Raw genomic sequence first — 15,791 nt, forward strand, 5'->3', positions numbered from 1 at the left:
TTAATAAAGAAGGAGGATCATGATGAAATATCAAACCATATTTCCCTTATTAAAAAAATCGCTTTTTATCTTTATACTTTCTTTCAGTATGTTAATTTTCACACTCCCTACCTCTACCTTTGCACAATCCAATAGCAATGGAATTTCTGTTACAAATTACTATGTATCTCCAACAGGAAATGACCTCAATCCCGGCACATTAGATCAACCTTTCGCTACCATTCAAAAAGCTGCTAACGTCGCTAAAGAAGGAAGTACAATATACATAAGAGGCGGAGTTTATAACCAAAAGGTTCGTGTCGCTCGTTCTGGTGCCTCAGGCGCACCCATTACTTTTCAAAATTACCAGGATGAAAAAGTCATTCTCGATGGTTCTAAGGTCAAATTAGAAGATGATGGATTATTTACAATAGAAGACAAAAATTATATTCAAGTAAAGGGATTAGAATTTCGTAACTTAAAGTCAACAAAAGTTAACGAAACCCCTATTGGTATTTATATCACTGGAACAGGACGTTACATTGATATTAGAAATAATTATATTCACCACATTGAAGCAAATGTACAGGATGGAAACGCACATGGTATTGCGGTCTACGGTACTTCATCTAGTGCACAAAATAATTCAAATCATATTTTCATCGATAATAACGAAGTAGCAAATTTGAAATTAGGACTGAGTGAAGCAATTGCTGTGAATGGGAATGTAGATTCCTTTGAAGTTACCAATAACAAAGTACATGATAACAACAATATTGGAATTGTTCTGATTGGACATGAAAGAGTATCTCCAGTAGCTGCTTTAGATCAAGCACGGAATGGAATTGTTCGTAATAACATTGTCCATCATAATTCATCCATCAATAATACTAGTTATAATGAATATTCAGCTGATGGTATTTACGTGGATGGTGGGAAGGACATTATCATTGAGCAGAATCAGAGCTATGAAAACGACCTTGGTATTGAAGTAGCCAGCGAACATGCAGGAAAAAGCGCAAGCCAAATTACCGTTCGAGAGAATACTATATCCAATAATATCATGAGTGGCATTGCAATTGGTGGGTATGATAGTCAGCAAGGATATGCAGAAAATAACACAATTACGAACAATGTGATTTATAAAAATGATACAAAAGATCAAGAGAGTGGCCAAATCGAATTAAATTACGATACCCGGAACAATGTAATTACCAATAACCAAATTTATGCTAGTAATAGCCGTATTTTTATTAGCAATAATTTTAATAAAAACACAGGAAACAAGCTTGATTACAATCATTACTATGGTGAATTCGATCAAAGTAATGGCTTATGGCAATGGAAAAGAAAAACATATAAAGGATTTTCATCTTATCAGGCAAGTATGAACCAAGAGGGAAATGAACAACATAGTGTATTTAGCAAACTGTCCCTTCATTCAAACTAATTTTGAAATAAAAAAATCTACTAATAGTATCTTTATCTTAGCCTATTTCCTCTCCTATATAAAATTTAAAGAAAAAATATAATATTTATTTTTTTTAAGTGAAAGAATTTAAAACTAGCTTTCTATTAAAAAGAAAGCTAGTTTTAAAAAAATCATTTAATTTTCAAAAGCATAATTCACTGGTAAAAACCATAAAAAAATTCATATCCTCCAAATTTATAACAGATTAGATCTACCGCTTAATCTTTGATTGACTTGAATCACTTTTCTTGTGTCTTAGCCAATATAACTACTTATCGATCTTAGTCTATTATAAATAAAAATTATAGCCTTCAATTATCCACTACTCCAAGAAACAGGATAATCAATATTTTTTGATGAGTATTTATAATAAAAAATGTCTTTCTACTTCTAGACTAAGATCATTTCATATTATATAACATTATAACAAGATATAATAATATGATATAATAATGTTATGTAGTAGAAAAATATATTATTTATTTCAACTAGTATCTTATTAATAGATTAAAGAAGCAGCAATGTAGATCCATATATACCCCTTTAAAAAACAATCCATTCCAATTTTTTATTCATTTTTCTTAATTTTTAGTTTATTAAATTCAAACTTTGTGAAGGAGGATTTCTTTTAAATAATTAATAAACCCGCTAATCAATACTTACTTATTACTTATAATAACTAGTGTACTATAAGTAATAAATAATAAATATTATCAAACAGGAGTTAATATCATCATATGGACTTAACAAACATTTTTCAAAATTTAAATATTACATATTACGTTGCTGCAGGTCTACTATTACTAAAAACATGCACAATACTTAGGGCTTCTAGTATAGAAAAGCTATTTTTCAATCAAGAGAAAATTTTACTTATCCAAATACTTCACATTATTATTTTCACAGTATTCATAACACCAATTACCGTATTATATTTCTATATATTATCTGATAGATCGTTAAATATATCGGATATTAATGAAATTATAGGTTTTATTATAGTTTCACTTTTAGTGAGTACAATACTTGTGCTTGAAATATACATACCTTACCTTTCTGATCCACTAGGTAAAGATGCATTTTATATTAAACAAGATGATGGTTCAAAAATATATCTTATAAAAAGTCTAAATAAACTCGAAATATTAGGATATAGTCACCAACGTTTAAAGAAAATAGACAAAAATAATCCTAACAAAAACTACACAAGAATTCTAAAAAAAGAAGACGTAAAAAATACTGTTATATTTAGGGAACGCTATAAGGATAGCTTACTAGATAAAATAAAAAATTGGATAAATTAATAATAAAAAAACTACCAAATTTATTTATAGCTCTACTTACAATTTACTAAAACCAATATTAATTGCACATTGAGTATTAAACTACATCTAACACTCAATGTGCATTTTTTCTAGGCATTTCTTATGTATCTAGTTGAAAGCTTGCCTCATTAATTATAGATTGAAACACAATAATTTAGGAAAAATACGACCTAAATATTTTTCATTCCAAGCTAGTTATATTATTCCTTATAATAAGAATATATCCTACTACACATCAAGGAGGCCTTTATCTTGAACTATGGCTGGGCTGGAACTATTGAACAATTTAAGCAATTAGATGTACACTTTTTTGTTAAACAACTGCTAGATCACGTCTATAAAACCAATACAAATGATCCAAAAATAGATTCTCAAAAGAGAGCATGGATTGATAGTTATAATAAACTACAAGATTTATTTAATCGATTTTCTGATTTAGATGCATCACTTATTTTTGAATATGAGATTTTACGCGGAGGCGGTCGTCGTCCTGATGTACTTTTATTAATTAATGGTTATTTAATCGTTCTCGAATGTAAAAGTTATAATAGCGTTTCCCCTTCTGAATATATCCAAACATCTCTTTATATGCGTGATCTCGAACATTATCACTCGACTATTCAACAATCTAACATACAAGTCATTGGTGTTTTACTGCTTACAAACTATAAAGGCGAACGCTGGGTTTTCCAAAAAGATTATCAAGTAACCATTTCAACAGTTGATGGATTGGAAAGCATTCTTAAACGAATAATCAATAAAACAAAAGTACCAACTTTAACGCTAGAGGAAATAATGGAAGGTGTCTATGAACCCTCACCTTCTATGCTAGAAGCTGCTCGTTCTATTTTAAATAATGAACCACTCCCTGACATTAAAGCTGTATCAAGCAGTAATTTCCCAGAAGTACAACAAACTGTACGCTCAATTATTGAAGAAGCCCAACATACAAATACCCATCATCTTATTTTGGTATCTGGCGAGCCAGGAGCAGGTAAAACATATTTAGGTCTGACCATTGCACACGAGATGAAAAATGCAGTTTATTTATCTGGTAACGGCCCATTAGTAGACGTATTACAAGATACGTTGAAAAATAGAACCTTCGTACAAGGTCTATATGGCTATAAAATGGATTTTCTCGAAAAGAGAATGATTCCAAAAGAACAAATAATCATTTTTGATGAGGCCCAACGAGCATGGGATACAAAAAAAGTCGATCAATCACTCACTCGAAGAAATCGAGAAGTTCAAAACTTAAGTGAACCGGATATTATAATGAATGTTACAACAAACAATAAACCGTGGAGTGTAACAATTGGCTTAATCGGAGACGGACAGGAGATCTATTCTGGAGAAGAAGGCGGTCTCGCCCTGTGGAATCATGCGATCGCTGGAAAAAACGTGACTGTTCACTCTAAACATTCTAATTCTATATTCACAAATGCAGCACATTATAGAACACATTCTCATCTACATTTAAACTCATCTTTCCGTGCTCATGCAGCTTTAAAATACTATAAAATTATTAATACCTTATTAGATGCTAATTTTGAACAAACAAAACAGCTTATTCATAAGCTACCAAAAGAACATTATCAACTTTTTATTACGCGTGATTTAGCCAAAGCCAAACACACTTTACATCAGCTTTATCAGGATGATACAAAAACAGTTGGCGTTGTCTGTGCTGGTGGCGCTGATCATCAAAAAGAAGTCCCTGTTCTACCAAGAGATGAACGATATGAACGCCCTAGTAAGATCGCTCAATACTTTAACTATGCCGAATCCCAATACTATTGTAGAGCGCTCAACTACAGCTCAACTGAATTCCAAACACAGGGTCTTGAACTAGATATGACGCTTGTTCATTGGGATGATGATCTATATCTACAAAATGGGACTTGGAAGGGGCAACACTATCAATGGGGTGTTGAAGATCCATTCCAAATTAAACTCAATGCATATAGAGTTATTTTAACAAGAGGTCGGGATGGAACAATTATTTACATACCACCAAAACCCATTCTAGATGAGACTTGGAACTTATTAAAAAACCATTTACATATTCCTGAATTAACGTTTTAAGGCTTATAATAAGAGACGATATTCTAGACTCCTTTAGAATATCGTCTCTTATTTGTTATTTTATAACAACCAGAGAATTGTTCTTACATGCCTTAAAACATTGCAAGAAGGAGTTTCTTTAAACAACTAGTATTATAAGAAATTGTCACTTAAGAAGTTGCTGTTTCTTTTATTTCCCTAAAAACTGAATCGCTTTGCGGTACTTCTCCAATCGTTTTAGGTCTTTATCTGTTATCCTAGCAAGTCTTGAGCGATCAGAATTATGTTTTAAGTCTGCAAGTTTAACTGTACGAGCAAGAGAATTTTCTTTCACTCTGCTCAGATACTCAAAATAAGGTGTGTATTTCTCTTTTGTCAGTACCTGCACTGCCTCAACTACGTTATGAGGTATACCAGCACTTAACAGATCATTAGCAGTTATCTCAGTATCTTCCAGAACATCATGCAAATAAGCAGTAGCCTTCTCTTCGGTCGTATTTACAAAGTTAGCAACTGCCTCAGGGTGTTTGATATAATCCATACCTGCTTTATCTACTTGTCCAGCATGGGCTTTTTGGGCTATCTCATGAGCTATTTTTATATAATTAGGTAACATCGCAAAAGCTCCCTTTCTTTAAACAAAATCTCCCCCTCTAGCAAGCTGTTCTAAAAGTGAAGGAGGAAAATATTGATATAATCCCTTAGCAAATCATTGGAATTCATCTTGAAACAAAAAATTCACAAAAAATTCCATACTCTCTTTATATTTCTACAAAAAGAATAGCGTTTTTTGGTTATACGGATACAATTTTGTTTTAATTTGAATTACGCACTTTTCCCTTACGGGTATTTACTATATTAATGAAGAAAATTAGTCCGCAGATAAAGAATAGAAAAGGATGCACCCATGTTCTAAAATTAACAAGACTTATAATAAGCATTATAATGCAAAGGATACAACCTATAATATCAATGCTAAAAGATAACTTCCCCTTTATTGTTTTCATTTTTAACTATTCCCTTCCAGATGCCACCTTTAATTTATAATTCTCAATATAATAATAACATACGTTTCGACTTTTAACTTTTTTACATTTAATTACTTTTTTTGTTCTGGTGCAAAAAATACCGTTATTATGTGCAACCGGATAGCAAAATAGCAATAACCCCTGAAATTAAAATTAAACCTGAACAGATTGAAGAATCCACTACAAAAAATCTAACGAAGCAAAAGTAAACAACATATAGATTTGAATTATATTTCTCAACAACCAAAATTACTTAATGTGGCAAAATAATACTCGGGTTGGCACCCAATACCATATTACGCTGGTGCCAGTCGCAGGAAGGCACCTTTGGGTGTCTTTTCTTTTGTTTGAAACACATTCTGGCAAAATACCTGTATCTTTGTTGATTTACGACTCACATAAACCAACAAACTTCGTATATATAATTTGTTACCTTAAATAGGTTGACGATACGAACAGTTATAGGAGGATTTTGTGAATGGTAAAAACAGCTTGTGTAAGTATGATTACTGGTATTCTTTTAATATGTTCAACAGGATGTGCAACTCAAACTGATTCTATTACTGCTAAAACTCAATCATTAGATGATGGCACATATACAACAAAAGAAATCACAGACGCATTTCCTGTAGGAACACCCATAACTACTTACATTCAAAAAGAAGAAAAACTGAACGTAAAACATCTCACCAATATTTCACTTACAGATGGTGGCGTCGGTAGAGTTCTGGAAGCAACAGATGGTTTTGTTGTCGTATGTGGGAATGAAAAAGGAATTTTTGATGTGTTAATATTTAAAACCATGGAAGATGTAAAGAAATATGAACAGAGTTTAAAGCGATAATTAATATCCTCCTTATGCCTTTTACACAGACATTGTCATCTTGCTCTTGCTATAACTCTATGTACAGTATAATTGCATCATGAATACACACACGTTATAATAGTCACCTAATTACATATAATGAGGTGCAGAAAATGAATAAAACAGAATTAACAAAAGTAGTAGCAGAAAAAGCTGAACTTACACAAAAAGATGCTGCAGCAGCAACACAAGCATTATTAGATACAATAACAAATGCGCTAGCAACTGGAGAGAAAGTACAGATTCTTGGTTTTGGTACATTTGAAGTACGTGAAAGATCTGCACGTACAGGACGTAACCCACAAACAGGTGAAGAAATGCAAATCGCAGCTTCAAAAGCACCTGCTTTTAAGGCTGGAAAAGAATTAAAAGAGGCAGTGAAATAATTTTACATATTGAAAAGATCTTGATATGAATATCAAGATCTTTTCAATATCCTTTTTGTTTTATTCTAAGGACATATCTTGCAAAGTCTCTATATATAAAAGAGATCCCCAAAAGAATGTAACCAACTTGTGTTATGAAGAACATTTTAAGTTCGAAACCAGTGAGCTTTCTTTCCCTTTTTATTTTTCGCAAATATAGAAGCATTATATATTTTCTTTATTTATATACAGCTAGTTTTTGTAAAAGTTGTTCTTTTATAACCGGCCATTCGCTTGCAATAATACTATATACAACTGCATCCCGTACATAACCATTTGGCAATTGTCTTTCGTTTCGCAATACACCTTCTTTTACAGCACCTAGCCTTTCAATTGCGCGCTGTGCTTTTTCATTTCGTAAATCCGTTTTTATTTGCACACGTAACATGTGTAACTCTTCAAAAGCATATTGCAATAACATATACTTACACTCAGTATTTATACTTGTACGATGTACACTTGGATGATACCACGTTTGCCCAAGTTCAACCGTTTTGTTATCATTTGAAATACTGTACAAACGTGTACTACCTACAATTTCATTCGTTTTTTGATCTACAACAACAAATGGTAAATCCGTTTCCCCTTCAAAACCTTTTATTGCTACTTGAACATAATCCTCCATATCTTGATAGCTATCCATTTTAGCTATTAAATACGTCCATACTTCTTTATTTCCTTCCACAATGTTAAATAAGCTTTCGATATCATTTACTTGCATTAATCGTAACATGGCTCTATCATTTACTAATTTCATAAACTATTCTCCTTTTCAATAGATGCTACAATAGTTGGTATTTCATAATCATTTTTTCAAATGATTATGAAATTGGGCATAAATCGAATGATTTGCTACAAACTTAAAATCATTAAACATTTCCTGGCCCTTCTTACTATAATTTTCACGTAATTACATCTATTTTAAAAGGTCCGCCATATATACATTCTCTTTAACTAGTGGAATGGTTTGACACACCATTCCTACAGCTTTTTTATAAACAGCATCATGTTATTTTAAACCTAGATTGCTGGCTGTACTCCATCACTATCAAGCTAACAAGAACAGATTTATCCCCAAACAATAAATACGAACAACACGCACAAAATTATCGTTCTGGGAGTGTTATAATTTCTTAACTTGATAGGAATGGGGTAGCACCACATCGCTATCAAGCTAAGAAATTCATTGTACACCAAAACGAAAAAAGATGAAAAAAATAATAAAAAGCTTATCATTAAGTGCTAAAAGATAAGCTTTTTTGTCTATACTTATTAAATTTTATTTGATTTCTTCCATGCTAATACTGTAATAAGATATTGAATACCAAATAAGAAAGCGAAAAGTATAATAAATCTTGCTATTACTGATAACCATCCAACGAAATCTTCAGGTAAGTTATATTTGTATGTGGTAGCACCTATTGCGACAAAACAAAAAATAAAGGTATTGTTCATTTTTTCTTTTAATTTTTCTTTTAATTGTTCTTTATTATTAATATCCGTTTCATAGACACCAGTTAGAATAGACTTAATAAAAACGAATATCATATAACAAATTATAATGGCTAATGAAGCAGCCCATTCTAAAAATGGACGGTGTAGATATGCTCCTCTTATTACAAAATCAACAAAAGCTATAAGTAGGACAATAATTCCAGATTGAGCCCAAATTTTCATTTCGACTTGTTGAATTCTTTCATCTGGGTGTGTACTGAGTGAAAACCATTTTTTTAGTTTTTCCATTTTAAAATTCCTCCCAAAATAATTTATCTAAACTTTTATCTAGTGTTTTAGCTGTATGAATGCAAAGGTTTAAAGAAGGGTTATAATTATTACTTTCAATAATACTAATGTTATGTCGTGTAACATTTACAATATCGACCAACCCTTGTTGGGTCAGACCTTTTTCAACCCTTGCAAACTTCACTTTACTTACGGACATTAAATACACCTCACTTGTAAACATAACTTCATACCATAAATCTTATATTTTATATATTAAATTATTAATAACATAAATGCAATATATATTTTACATTAAGTCATGTATAAGTTGCACAATTCTATATTTTTGTATTTAAAACTATCCTACAAATATTAAAACAGGCCATTCTTTCTGTAGAATCATAGGAAAGGATGTTTTTTTTATGTCTGTTTCTGTATATGATAAATTAGAACTATTTGTTCAAGAGATTCAAAGTTACTTGTACGTATCTCCCAATTAATTGTGCAATCTAACCTTTTCATCTATTAAGTTCTTTTACTAAGGAATGGAATCTAAAAAAGAAATAGAAATGAGCCTTTTTTATTATTTTGTTCATCTTTTTTTCGTTTTAGGAGAGATTTTGTTTTTTATCTTGCTAACAATGTGGAGATATCCTAGGTTTAAAAATCCCTTTAGTTACTGCGATGTATAATTACCATAAAATCTAAGGAGTTTTATATATGGATAATATGAAAATAATAGCTGAGGTTCTGAGTATAGGGTTACAAATTGGTTTATTTTCAAAAACTGAAATAATTGATTGGGCTGATCAGACAATTGAAGCATTAGATAGCCCTTCTATTGAAATTATAGAAGTTTCTCTATCTAGTAATGATAAGTTGGTTGACATCGTACCTAAATTAAAAAACGTAAAAGGAACGTATGATAAAAAATTACCCGTAAAAATAATACTGGGGCTGTTATGGGATAAATTTATCCTAAATGAAGAAAATGTATTGAAAATAAAACCATTTATATCTAATTTGATACATAATAATTGCTGTGAGGGATTCAGTTATGTAGATGAACAGCTATATAATTTTAATGAGGACATTAATTTAGCAGCAGATAATATATATGGGAATCTAGAAGATATTAGTCAAGATTTAAAAAGCTTTCTATTTCCTTATAAAGACTTTAGTAATTACTTCAGTTTTTGGGAAACTTGAAAAATATTAAATTGATGGTAATAGATCATTCGGAAATGTATTCCTATAAAATAGTAGTTTTATTATTACAGCTATCCTACAAAGTGGTTTATCTGTTCATAAAAAAGAAGAACTCATTACACATAATACCAAAATTTATTTTCCTGCTTTAAACCTCACTCCTATAGAATAGCTAGTACAAATAGTTGAACTCGTGAACTACCCGCCACTTAACGTCCTAACGGACTGTTTGAAGTGGGGGCTTCTCGGTTAGTCGTTACTTTTGGTAGCTAACGAATTCGTCCTAAGACAGCCGAGCTAACTCCCTTGTTCCAAGGGTTATTTTATTGCTATCTATGCTAACGCTAATAGGCGTATTGCTTCATTTTTGATATTGATAGCTGCGTTATAATCTCTATCAAGATTTACACCGCATATACAAGAATAGACTCGCTCAGACAATGACATATTTTTCACATTTCCACAACTGCTACATGTTTTTGTGGAAGGAAACCATTTGTCTATTTTCACAAGTTGTTTGCCTTGTTCATGTAGTTTATAAGCTAAAAAAGAAGTGAACATACCCCACCCATTGTCAGCGACACTTTTTCCAAAATGAAGTGCTTGCGACATTCCTTTCATATTTAGATCTTCAATAGCTACAACATCAAAATGAGTAGCTAACTCTTTAGACTTATGATGAAGGAAGTTCTTACGTTGATTCGTTACTTTTTCATGTAACTTAGCTACACGGATACGTTGTTTATTCCAACGAATAGAACCTTTTGTTCTTCTTGATAATACTCGTTGCGCCTTTGCTAATCGGTCTAACATTTCACGATAGAACTTAGGATAATTGGCTCTCTCATCCTCAGAACTGACGTATAATTGTTCCATCGCAAAGTCTAATCCAACAACTGTTTCTACTTCTTTTTGTACGATCTCTTTTTCGTATTCAGTCAAAATGGACACATAGTATTTACCAGTAGGTGTCATAGAAATCGTACATGACTTGATTATATGGTCTTGTGGTATTTCTCTATGCTGTTTGATACGTACCATTTTCAGTTTTGGCAATTTGATATGACCGTTAAGCAACATAATATTTCCGTTCACTACATTCGTTGTATAAGACTTTCTGTCTTTTTTGCTTTTGAATGTTGGGAAGTCATTTTGACCACGAAAGAAATTTTTATAGGCAGTTTGCAAGTTTAGTTGAGCATTTGCCAAAGCTAATGAATCCACTTCTTTTAACCACTCAAATTCTGCTTTGTATTTCGCAGGAGTGGGAAGCTTTTGTTTCTTTAGTTGATCCTTATCATCTTTATGTTTTTCATACGCTTCTTTCCGTTCAGCTAACATTCTGTTATACACGAAACGTACACAACCGAATGTTTTACGCATAAGATGTGCTTGGTCTTCTGTTGGATACAAACGGAATTTATATGCTTTATTCTGCTTTGTCATATCATTTCACCTCACTTTTCACTTTGATTTTCAATATATGTTTTTATTACGTCTATTGGCGAACCACCAGTAGTTAGCAAGCAAAAGCTTCTTGACCAAAACATCTCTTTCCAAAGTTTCTTTTTCACTTGTGGAAAGTCTCTTTTAATAAGTCGAGAACTTGCACTTTTATAAGCATTGATGAATTTTGTCATTTCTGTATTAGGGTGTGCTTTGAACAAAATATGAACATGGTCTACATCATGATTCCATTCAACTAATGTAATGTTATAGTTTTCAGATAGTCGAACAAACATATCTTTTGCATAGTCTGACATATCATCATCAAACACATTTCTTCTGTATTTCACGACCAACACAAGGTGATAATACAACAAGAATACTGAATGGTTATTACTATCTAATTTCATTTATATACCAGCCTTTATAATTTATAAGACTGATTATATCAGAGGCAAAATAAAAAGGAAAACCTTTTGGCTACGCCAAACCGAAATTCATCTCCCACCTACCGTTGGGCTACGCCCTTCACACGCTTGAGGAAGGAGAATTCTTTCGGAAAATTCGTTAAAATTTAAAATAGAAAGAAGCTGAAAGTTTATGTATCAACAAAATTATGATGAATACTCATATGATTATACAAATAATCCTAGACAACAATCATTTGTAAATTTAGTAGGTCAGTTTCATATTCTTCCTCAGTCTGTTATTTTACCTAATGGTCAACAACTTCAAGCAGGAACGCGTGTTTTTATTTTTAGAGTAGCTTTTAATCAAATGGGGAACGAAGTGGTTACAATTGTATTCCCTAATGTAGTCGGTGGAATGTTAGTCTTGGATTAGCGCCAGTTGCAGCTTCTCAACTTTCACCTGGTGGTGGGGTCATGTTCCCCCAAGTTGCCCCTATGCAACCTGGATTTGGTCGTAGATAAAAAAATTTAACAAATAATTTATTTCAGTATATAAAATTAATTAAGTATAGAAAAAACTACACTTAATATAGAAATGGGCCAGATTTTTAAAAAAAAAGATCCTTTTTCAGTATCAATAACGAATTTCACGTCAACTAGCACCTCTTACGAGGCGCTAGTTGTTATTTTTGTTGTATACATATTAGAAGCATACGTTGGCCGCAAACTAAAAAGGAATAAGTTGATCAAAACGGCCATCTTATGCTTCTTGTTACAGTTTTAAACATAGAGTATACAAATTATTACACTTACTTTTCTTCACCGCTTGCTTGCATGGAATTAAACGCCCAATGTAATTTCAACGCATCTCCCCTGAAATACATTTTGGTCTTCACCGCTATCTACGAATGTGAACATTACATAAAATGTATCATCATCACCTGGAGTAAATCCATTTCCTTCTCGATCTACAATACCTTTCTTTACAAGGTCAGGAATACTTCCATTTTGCGTAGCTACCTTTAATTCAGATAATGTAGAATAGTACGTTTTTGCTTTACTCGTTGTACTCTTTATACTTTTAATAATTATTGGATGCAGTTGCTTCTGCTAAAATACTAAGGGAAAAGACACTCTTATTTGGGTGTCTTTTCTTTATTTCTCAATATAAGAGCTATAAAAATATGCTATGATTTTAATAGAAATTCCCTTGTGTGCAATGAGATAGTAATACCCAACAAAAACCCACCTATTTCCGTAGGTGGGCCTTATCTTTATTACACAATCCAAATTATACTCTGATTTTCCCATCAACTTTATGCAATTATACATATCTGAAAAAAATACACCGAATGAATTTTATATATAGTAAAATAATAAACGTGGATACATTCTATAAAGCAGATTCTTTTGAAAGGCGTAACATACCAATCATTATGGAAGGTGTCGCGTCACTCTAATACTGATCTCAAATCTCTTGTACTTTGTAAACTAACAATCTGGTGTATATAGACGATTCTGTTTTATAGGGTGTGTTTACACGTATAACAAAGGGATAATATGATAAGTTTATACTAAATGAACGTGGTTCAAGTGGGAAGAAGGCATCTTAGGGTGTCTTTTTTTGTACATAATAAAAGCCTCACCATCCTATGGAAACGGTAAGTCCTTTAAAACAAATAACAATTGCAACTATAGTAATTTTACATTACATTAAAAGTTAGAAAAAACTCTTATACTAATACAGTGCTAAATAGTAGGTGAAAAAATGGAATTTAACGATTTGGGTATTACCATTAAAGAACTTAGAATAAAAAAAAACATATCACAATCCGAATTGTGTCATGGAATATGTTCACAAAGTCAAATTAGCAAGATTGAAAAAGGTGTGATTTATCCATCTAGCATATTGTTATATCAATTATCAGAAAGACTTGGCATTGATCCGAATCATATATTTGCACTAACTCAAAACAAAAGATTAAAATATACAGAAAATGTAAAATATGTAATAAAAGATTGCTTAAAGCAAAAACAATATAAAGAACTTTATGAAATAGTAAAAAAGGAGAAAAACTTAAATAACTTTCAAACAAATGAAGAGAAACAATTTCTAATATGGCATGAAGCAATTGCTATATTTGAGGTAAATAGATCAACCAAAACTGCTTTAACTCTTTTAAATCATGCATTAAAACTAACTTTAACCAATTCTGATTTTTTATCAGAAAGAGAAATAGATATTATGCAGACAATGGCTATATTTCATGGAGAAAATAAAGAATATGAAAAAAGTATTACTATATTAAGAAGATGTTTATCTAATTTTAATAAGTTAAATTTTCCTAGAGATAAAGAAATTAAACTAAAAATCATTTTAAATTTAGCAAAATCTTTGGCCTTCACATATCAACATGAAGAGGCAATAAAATACATTGATAAGGGCATCAAATTAGCAATTAATCTAAATACTTTATACCTATTAGGTGAACTATTCTATTTAAAAGGTCGGTTTTTATTAAAGATTAAACAACACAATGTAGAAGATGTTGTTTATAACTGGAAAAAAGCATTATTTATATTTGAACTAACAGAAAAAGAATATTATACAAGAATGATATCAGATAAACTTATTGAAATACAAAATAAAAAACACTCATAATTTCGTAAAAACTACTTAAAAAGCCCACAGGAAAAGTTCCCGTAGGCTTTACATTTATAAACATATTATTATTTTTTATAAACCTAATTTTTAAACATTATTGCTTAATGTGAATTTTTGAATAAAAGTTTACTTAACGTATTTTTTATTTTGAAATCTGCATCCCTATTAATACTTTATACTTCTTTTCACTTGAACCATATTAAAATTAAGATGGTTCAAGTGAGAGGATGGCAACTTAGGGTGTCTTTTCTTTATGGATAAAAAAGTCTCATCATTCGTATACTATACGTCTCAAACATATAGTATGCAAATTACTACGCTTACTTTTCTTCACCGCTTGCTTGCATGGAATTAAACGTCCAATTTAATTTCAATGCATCTCCCTGAAATACATTTTGGTCTTCACCGCTATCTACGAATGTAAACATTACATAAAATGTATCATCATCACCAGGAGCAAGTCCATTTCCTTCTCGGTCTACCACACCTTTTTGTACAAGATCCGGAATACTTCCATTTTGCGTAGCTACCTTTAATTCAGATAATGTAGTAGACCAAATTGGAACCTCATTTTTATCCAAATTCCACAAGAAATCAACACGGATATGATCACCAAAATCAGCATTTCCATTATCCCCTTTCGCATCGATTACACTGTAATCTGTCAGGAGTTTCACATCTCCTATTGCTAAGGTTCCTTTGTTAACTAATTGAAAACCGCGCTCCATTTCATCGCCTGGTTTCAAATTGTCGACATTAATAACAACTTCAGGATTCACACTCAAATCTAAAGTACCCGCTGCAAACGTATTTTGTGATACTTCCTTATCACTAAAATATGCATATGTTCCCCCGCCAATTAAGGATAAGCCAAGCGCTGCAGTTATAACACCCATACCAAGTTTTTTCTTCATACTCATTTCACAAGTCCCCCTATTTTTAAAGGTCAAATTACAAAACTTATTTCCATCCCACAAACAATACTAATTAAGCAACCACCTTGTCACATAATGAAAGCGAACTCACTTTAAACTAGCTATTTCATGCACCCAAACAATTATTACTTTTAAAATGACCGGTAATGTTACTGTAAATCATTACCGGTCATTTGTTACCCAATCCCATTTCATTTACTATTCATTGTCTGATTACTTTATTTACTCTAGAAGTTTTCCT

14 protein-coding genes and 3 pseudogenes are annotated in these 15,791 nt (G+C 31.5%); 9 read left to right on the forward strand and 8 right to left on the reverse strand.

Translation table 11 applies throughout. The annotated features are described in order from the left end of the window. Positions 1–22: 22 nt before the first annotated feature. From NST27_RS28035 to NST27_RS28045, 3 genes and pseudogenes are all read left to right on the forward strand, one after another. Positions 23–1,440, forward strand: a pseudogene (locus NST27_RS28035) (right-handed parallel beta-helix repeat-containing protein). A 747-nt stretch (positions 1,441–2,187) separates the two neighbouring features. Beyond that, a complete protein-coding gene (locus NST27_RS28040) occupies positions 2,188–2,754 on the forward strand; it encodes a hypothetical protein (RefSeq protein ID WP_047387856.1) in 567 nt (188 codons plus the stop codon). A 273-nt stretch (positions 2,755–3,027) separates the two neighbouring features. Next, positions 3,028–4,863, forward strand: a complete 1,836-nt coding sequence (locus NST27_RS28045) for a DNA/RNA helicase domain-containing protein (protein WP_061661750.1) — start codon at positions 3,028–3,030, stop codon at positions 4,861–4,863. Between the two features lie 169 nt (positions 4,864–5,032). Here NST27_RS28045 and NST27_RS28050 read toward each other — a convergent pair whose 3' ends face one another. Then, positions 5,033–5,458, reverse strand: coding sequence for an HD domain-containing protein (locus NST27_RS28050; protein ID WP_000937352.1), 426 nt, complete (start codon positions 5,456–5,458; stop codon positions 5,033–5,035). An 890-nt stretch (positions 5,459–6,348) separates the two neighbouring features. Between NST27_RS28050 and NST27_RS28055 the strand changes: the two genes are divergently transcribed. Both NST27_RS28055 and NST27_RS28060 read left to right on the forward strand, forming a co-directional pair. Beyond that, positions 6,349–6,714 carry a hypothetical protein gene (locus NST27_RS28055; RefSeq protein ID WP_047387860.1) on the forward strand — a complete coding sequence of 122 codons (366 nt, stop codon included), beginning with the start codon at positions 6,349–6,351 and terminating at the stop codon, positions 6,712–6,714. A 134-nt stretch (positions 6,715–6,848) separates the two neighbouring features. After that, on the forward strand, positions 6,849–7,121 hold the full coding sequence (locus tag NST27_RS28060; protein ID WP_001043943.1) for an HU family DNA-binding protein: 273 nt from the start codon (positions 6,849–6,851) through the stop codon (positions 7,119–7,121). A 217-nt stretch (positions 7,122–7,338) separates the two neighbouring features. Here NST27_RS28060 and NST27_RS28065 read toward each other — a convergent pair whose 3' ends face one another. The 3 genes from NST27_RS28065 to NST27_RS28075 form a co-directional block, all read right to left on the reverse strand. Continuing rightward, on the reverse strand, positions 7,339–7,917 hold the full coding sequence (locus NST27_RS28065; RefSeq protein ID WP_047387863.1) for a GNAT family N-acetyltransferase: 579 nt from the start codon (positions 7,915–7,917) through the stop codon (positions 7,339–7,341). Positions 7,918–8,432: 515 nt separating this feature from the next. After that, entirely contained in the window at positions 8,433–8,903 is a 471-nt protein-coding gene (locus tag NST27_RS28070; protein ID WP_000413130.1) for a DUF6773 family protein, read from the reverse strand. A gap of 1 nt (position 8,904) precedes the next feature. Then, positions 8,905–9,102 carry a helix-turn-helix transcriptional regulator gene (locus NST27_RS28075; protein WP_000116660.1) on the reverse strand — a complete coding sequence of 66 codons (198 nt, stop codon included), beginning with the start codon at positions 9,100–9,102 and terminating at the stop codon, positions 8,905–8,907. A gap of 503 nt (positions 9,103–9,605) precedes the next feature. Between NST27_RS28075 and NST27_RS28080 the strand changes: the two genes are divergently transcribed. After that, positions 9,606–10,094 carry a hypothetical protein gene (locus NST27_RS28080; RefSeq protein WP_000369592.1) on the forward strand — a complete coding sequence of 163 codons (489 nt, stop codon included), beginning with the start codon at positions 9,606–9,608 and terminating at the stop codon, positions 10,092–10,094. A 333-nt stretch (positions 10,095–10,427) separates the two neighbouring features. On the opposite strand, the gene NST27_RS28085 is transcribed toward NST27_RS28080, so the two are convergent. Next, positions 10,428–11,540: an RNA-guided endonuclease TnpB family protein gene (locus NST27_RS28085; RefSeq protein WP_000166224.1), complete on the reverse strand. Its 1,113-nt coding sequence runs from the start codon at positions 11,538–11,540 to the stop codon at positions 10,428–10,430. Between the two features lie 11 nt (positions 11,541–11,551). Further along, positions 11,552–11,950, reverse strand: a complete 399-nt coding sequence (gene tnpA / locus NST27_RS28090; RefSeq protein ID WP_000762749.1) for an IS200/IS605 family transposase — start codon at positions 11,948–11,950, stop codon at positions 11,552–11,554. 190 nt (positions 11,951–12,140) lie between these two features. On the opposite strand from tnpA, the gene NST27_RS28095 reads away from it, so the two are divergent. Beyond that, entirely contained in the window at positions 12,141–12,383 is a 243-nt protein-coding gene (locus NST27_RS28095) for a hypothetical protein (protein WP_233276730.1), read from the forward strand. Positions 12,384–12,759: 376 nt separating this feature from the next. Here NST27_RS28095 and NST27_RS28100 read toward each other — a convergent pair. Then, a pseudogene (locus NST27_RS28100) lies at positions 12,760–12,991 on the reverse strand (TasA family protein); the annotation flags it as partial. Between the two features lie 10 nt (positions 12,992–13,001). Between NST27_RS28100 and NST27_RS28105 the strand changes: the two are divergent. Both NST27_RS28105 and NST27_RS28110 read left to right on the forward strand, forming a co-directional pair. Continuing rightward, a pseudogene (locus NST27_RS28105) lies at positions 13,002–13,064 on the forward strand (YjcZ family sporulation protein); the annotation flags it as partial. Positions 13,065–13,718: 654 nt separating this feature from the next. Beyond that, the gene (locus NST27_RS28110) at positions 13,719–14,612 is read left to right on the forward strand and encodes a helix-turn-helix domain-containing protein (RefSeq protein WP_000395478.1); all 894 of its coding nucleotides are present in this window, start codon (positions 13,719–13,721) and stop codon (positions 14,610–14,612) included. A gap of 323 nt (positions 14,613–14,935) precedes the next feature. On the opposite strand, the gene NST27_RS28115 is transcribed toward NST27_RS28110, so the two are convergent. Then, positions 14,936–15,535 carry a TasA family protein gene (locus tag NST27_RS28115; RefSeq protein WP_000061951.1) on the reverse strand — a complete coding sequence of 200 codons (600 nt, stop codon included), beginning with the start codon at positions 15,533–15,535 and terminating at the stop codon, positions 14,936–14,938. Positions 15,536–15,791 lie beyond the last annotated feature (256 nt).

Source organism: Bacillus sp. FSL W8-0770 (genome assembly GCF_038008705.1).
In the GTDB taxonomy this organism is placed as follows: Bacteria; Bacillota; Bacilli; order Bacillales; family Bacillaceae_G; genus Bacillus_A; species Bacillus_A cereus.

Coding starts and splice junctions, on each gene's coding strand:
- NST27_RS28075 (WP_000116660.1), bottom strand. CDS start 9,102: ATGTCCGTAAGTAAAGTGAAGTTTGCAAGGGTTGAAAAAGGTCTGACC.
- NST27_RS28080 (WP_000369592.1), top strand. CDS start 9,606: ATGGATAATATGAAAATAATAGCTGAGGTTCTGAGTATAGGGTTACAA.
- NST27_RS28060 (WP_001043943.1), top strand. CDS start 6,849: ATGAATAAAACAGAATTAACAAAAGTAGTAGCAGAAAAAGCTGAACTT.
- NST27_RS28055 (WP_047387860.1), top strand. CDS start 6,349: ATGGTAAAAACAGCTTGTGTAAGTATGATTACTGGTATTCTTTTAATA.
- NST27_RS28095 (WP_233276730.1), top strand. CDS start 12,141: ATGTATCAACAAAATTATGATGAATACTCATATGATTATACAAATAAT.
- NST27_RS28070 (WP_000413130.1), bottom strand. CDS start 8,903: ATGGAAAAACTAAAAAAATGGTTTTCACTCAGTACACACCCAGATGAA.
- tnpA (WP_000762749.1), bottom strand. CDS start 11,950: ATGAAATTAGATAGTAATAACCATTCAGTATTCTTGTTGTATTATCAC.
- NST27_RS28040 (WP_047387856.1), top strand. CDS start 2,188: ATGGACTTAACAAACATTTTTCAAAATTTAAATATTACATATTACGTT.
- NST27_RS28085 (WP_000166224.1), bottom strand. CDS start 11,540: ATGACAAAGCAGAATAAAGCATATAAATTCCGTTTGTATCCAACAGAA.
- NST27_RS28110 (WP_000395478.1), top strand. CDS start 13,719: ATGGAATTTAACGATTTGGGTATTACCATTAAAGAACTTAGAATAAAA.
- NST27_RS28115 (WP_000061951.1), bottom strand. CDS start 15,535: ATGAGTATGAAGAAAAAACTTGGTATGGGTGTTATAACTGCAGCGCTT.
- NST27_RS28050 (WP_000937352.1), bottom strand. CDS start 5,458: ATGTTACCTAATTATATAAAAATAGCTCATGAGATAGCCCAAAAAGCC.
- NST27_RS28065 (WP_047387863.1), bottom strand. CDS start 7,917: ATGAAATTAGTAAATGATAGAGCCATGTTACGATTAATGCAAGTAAAT.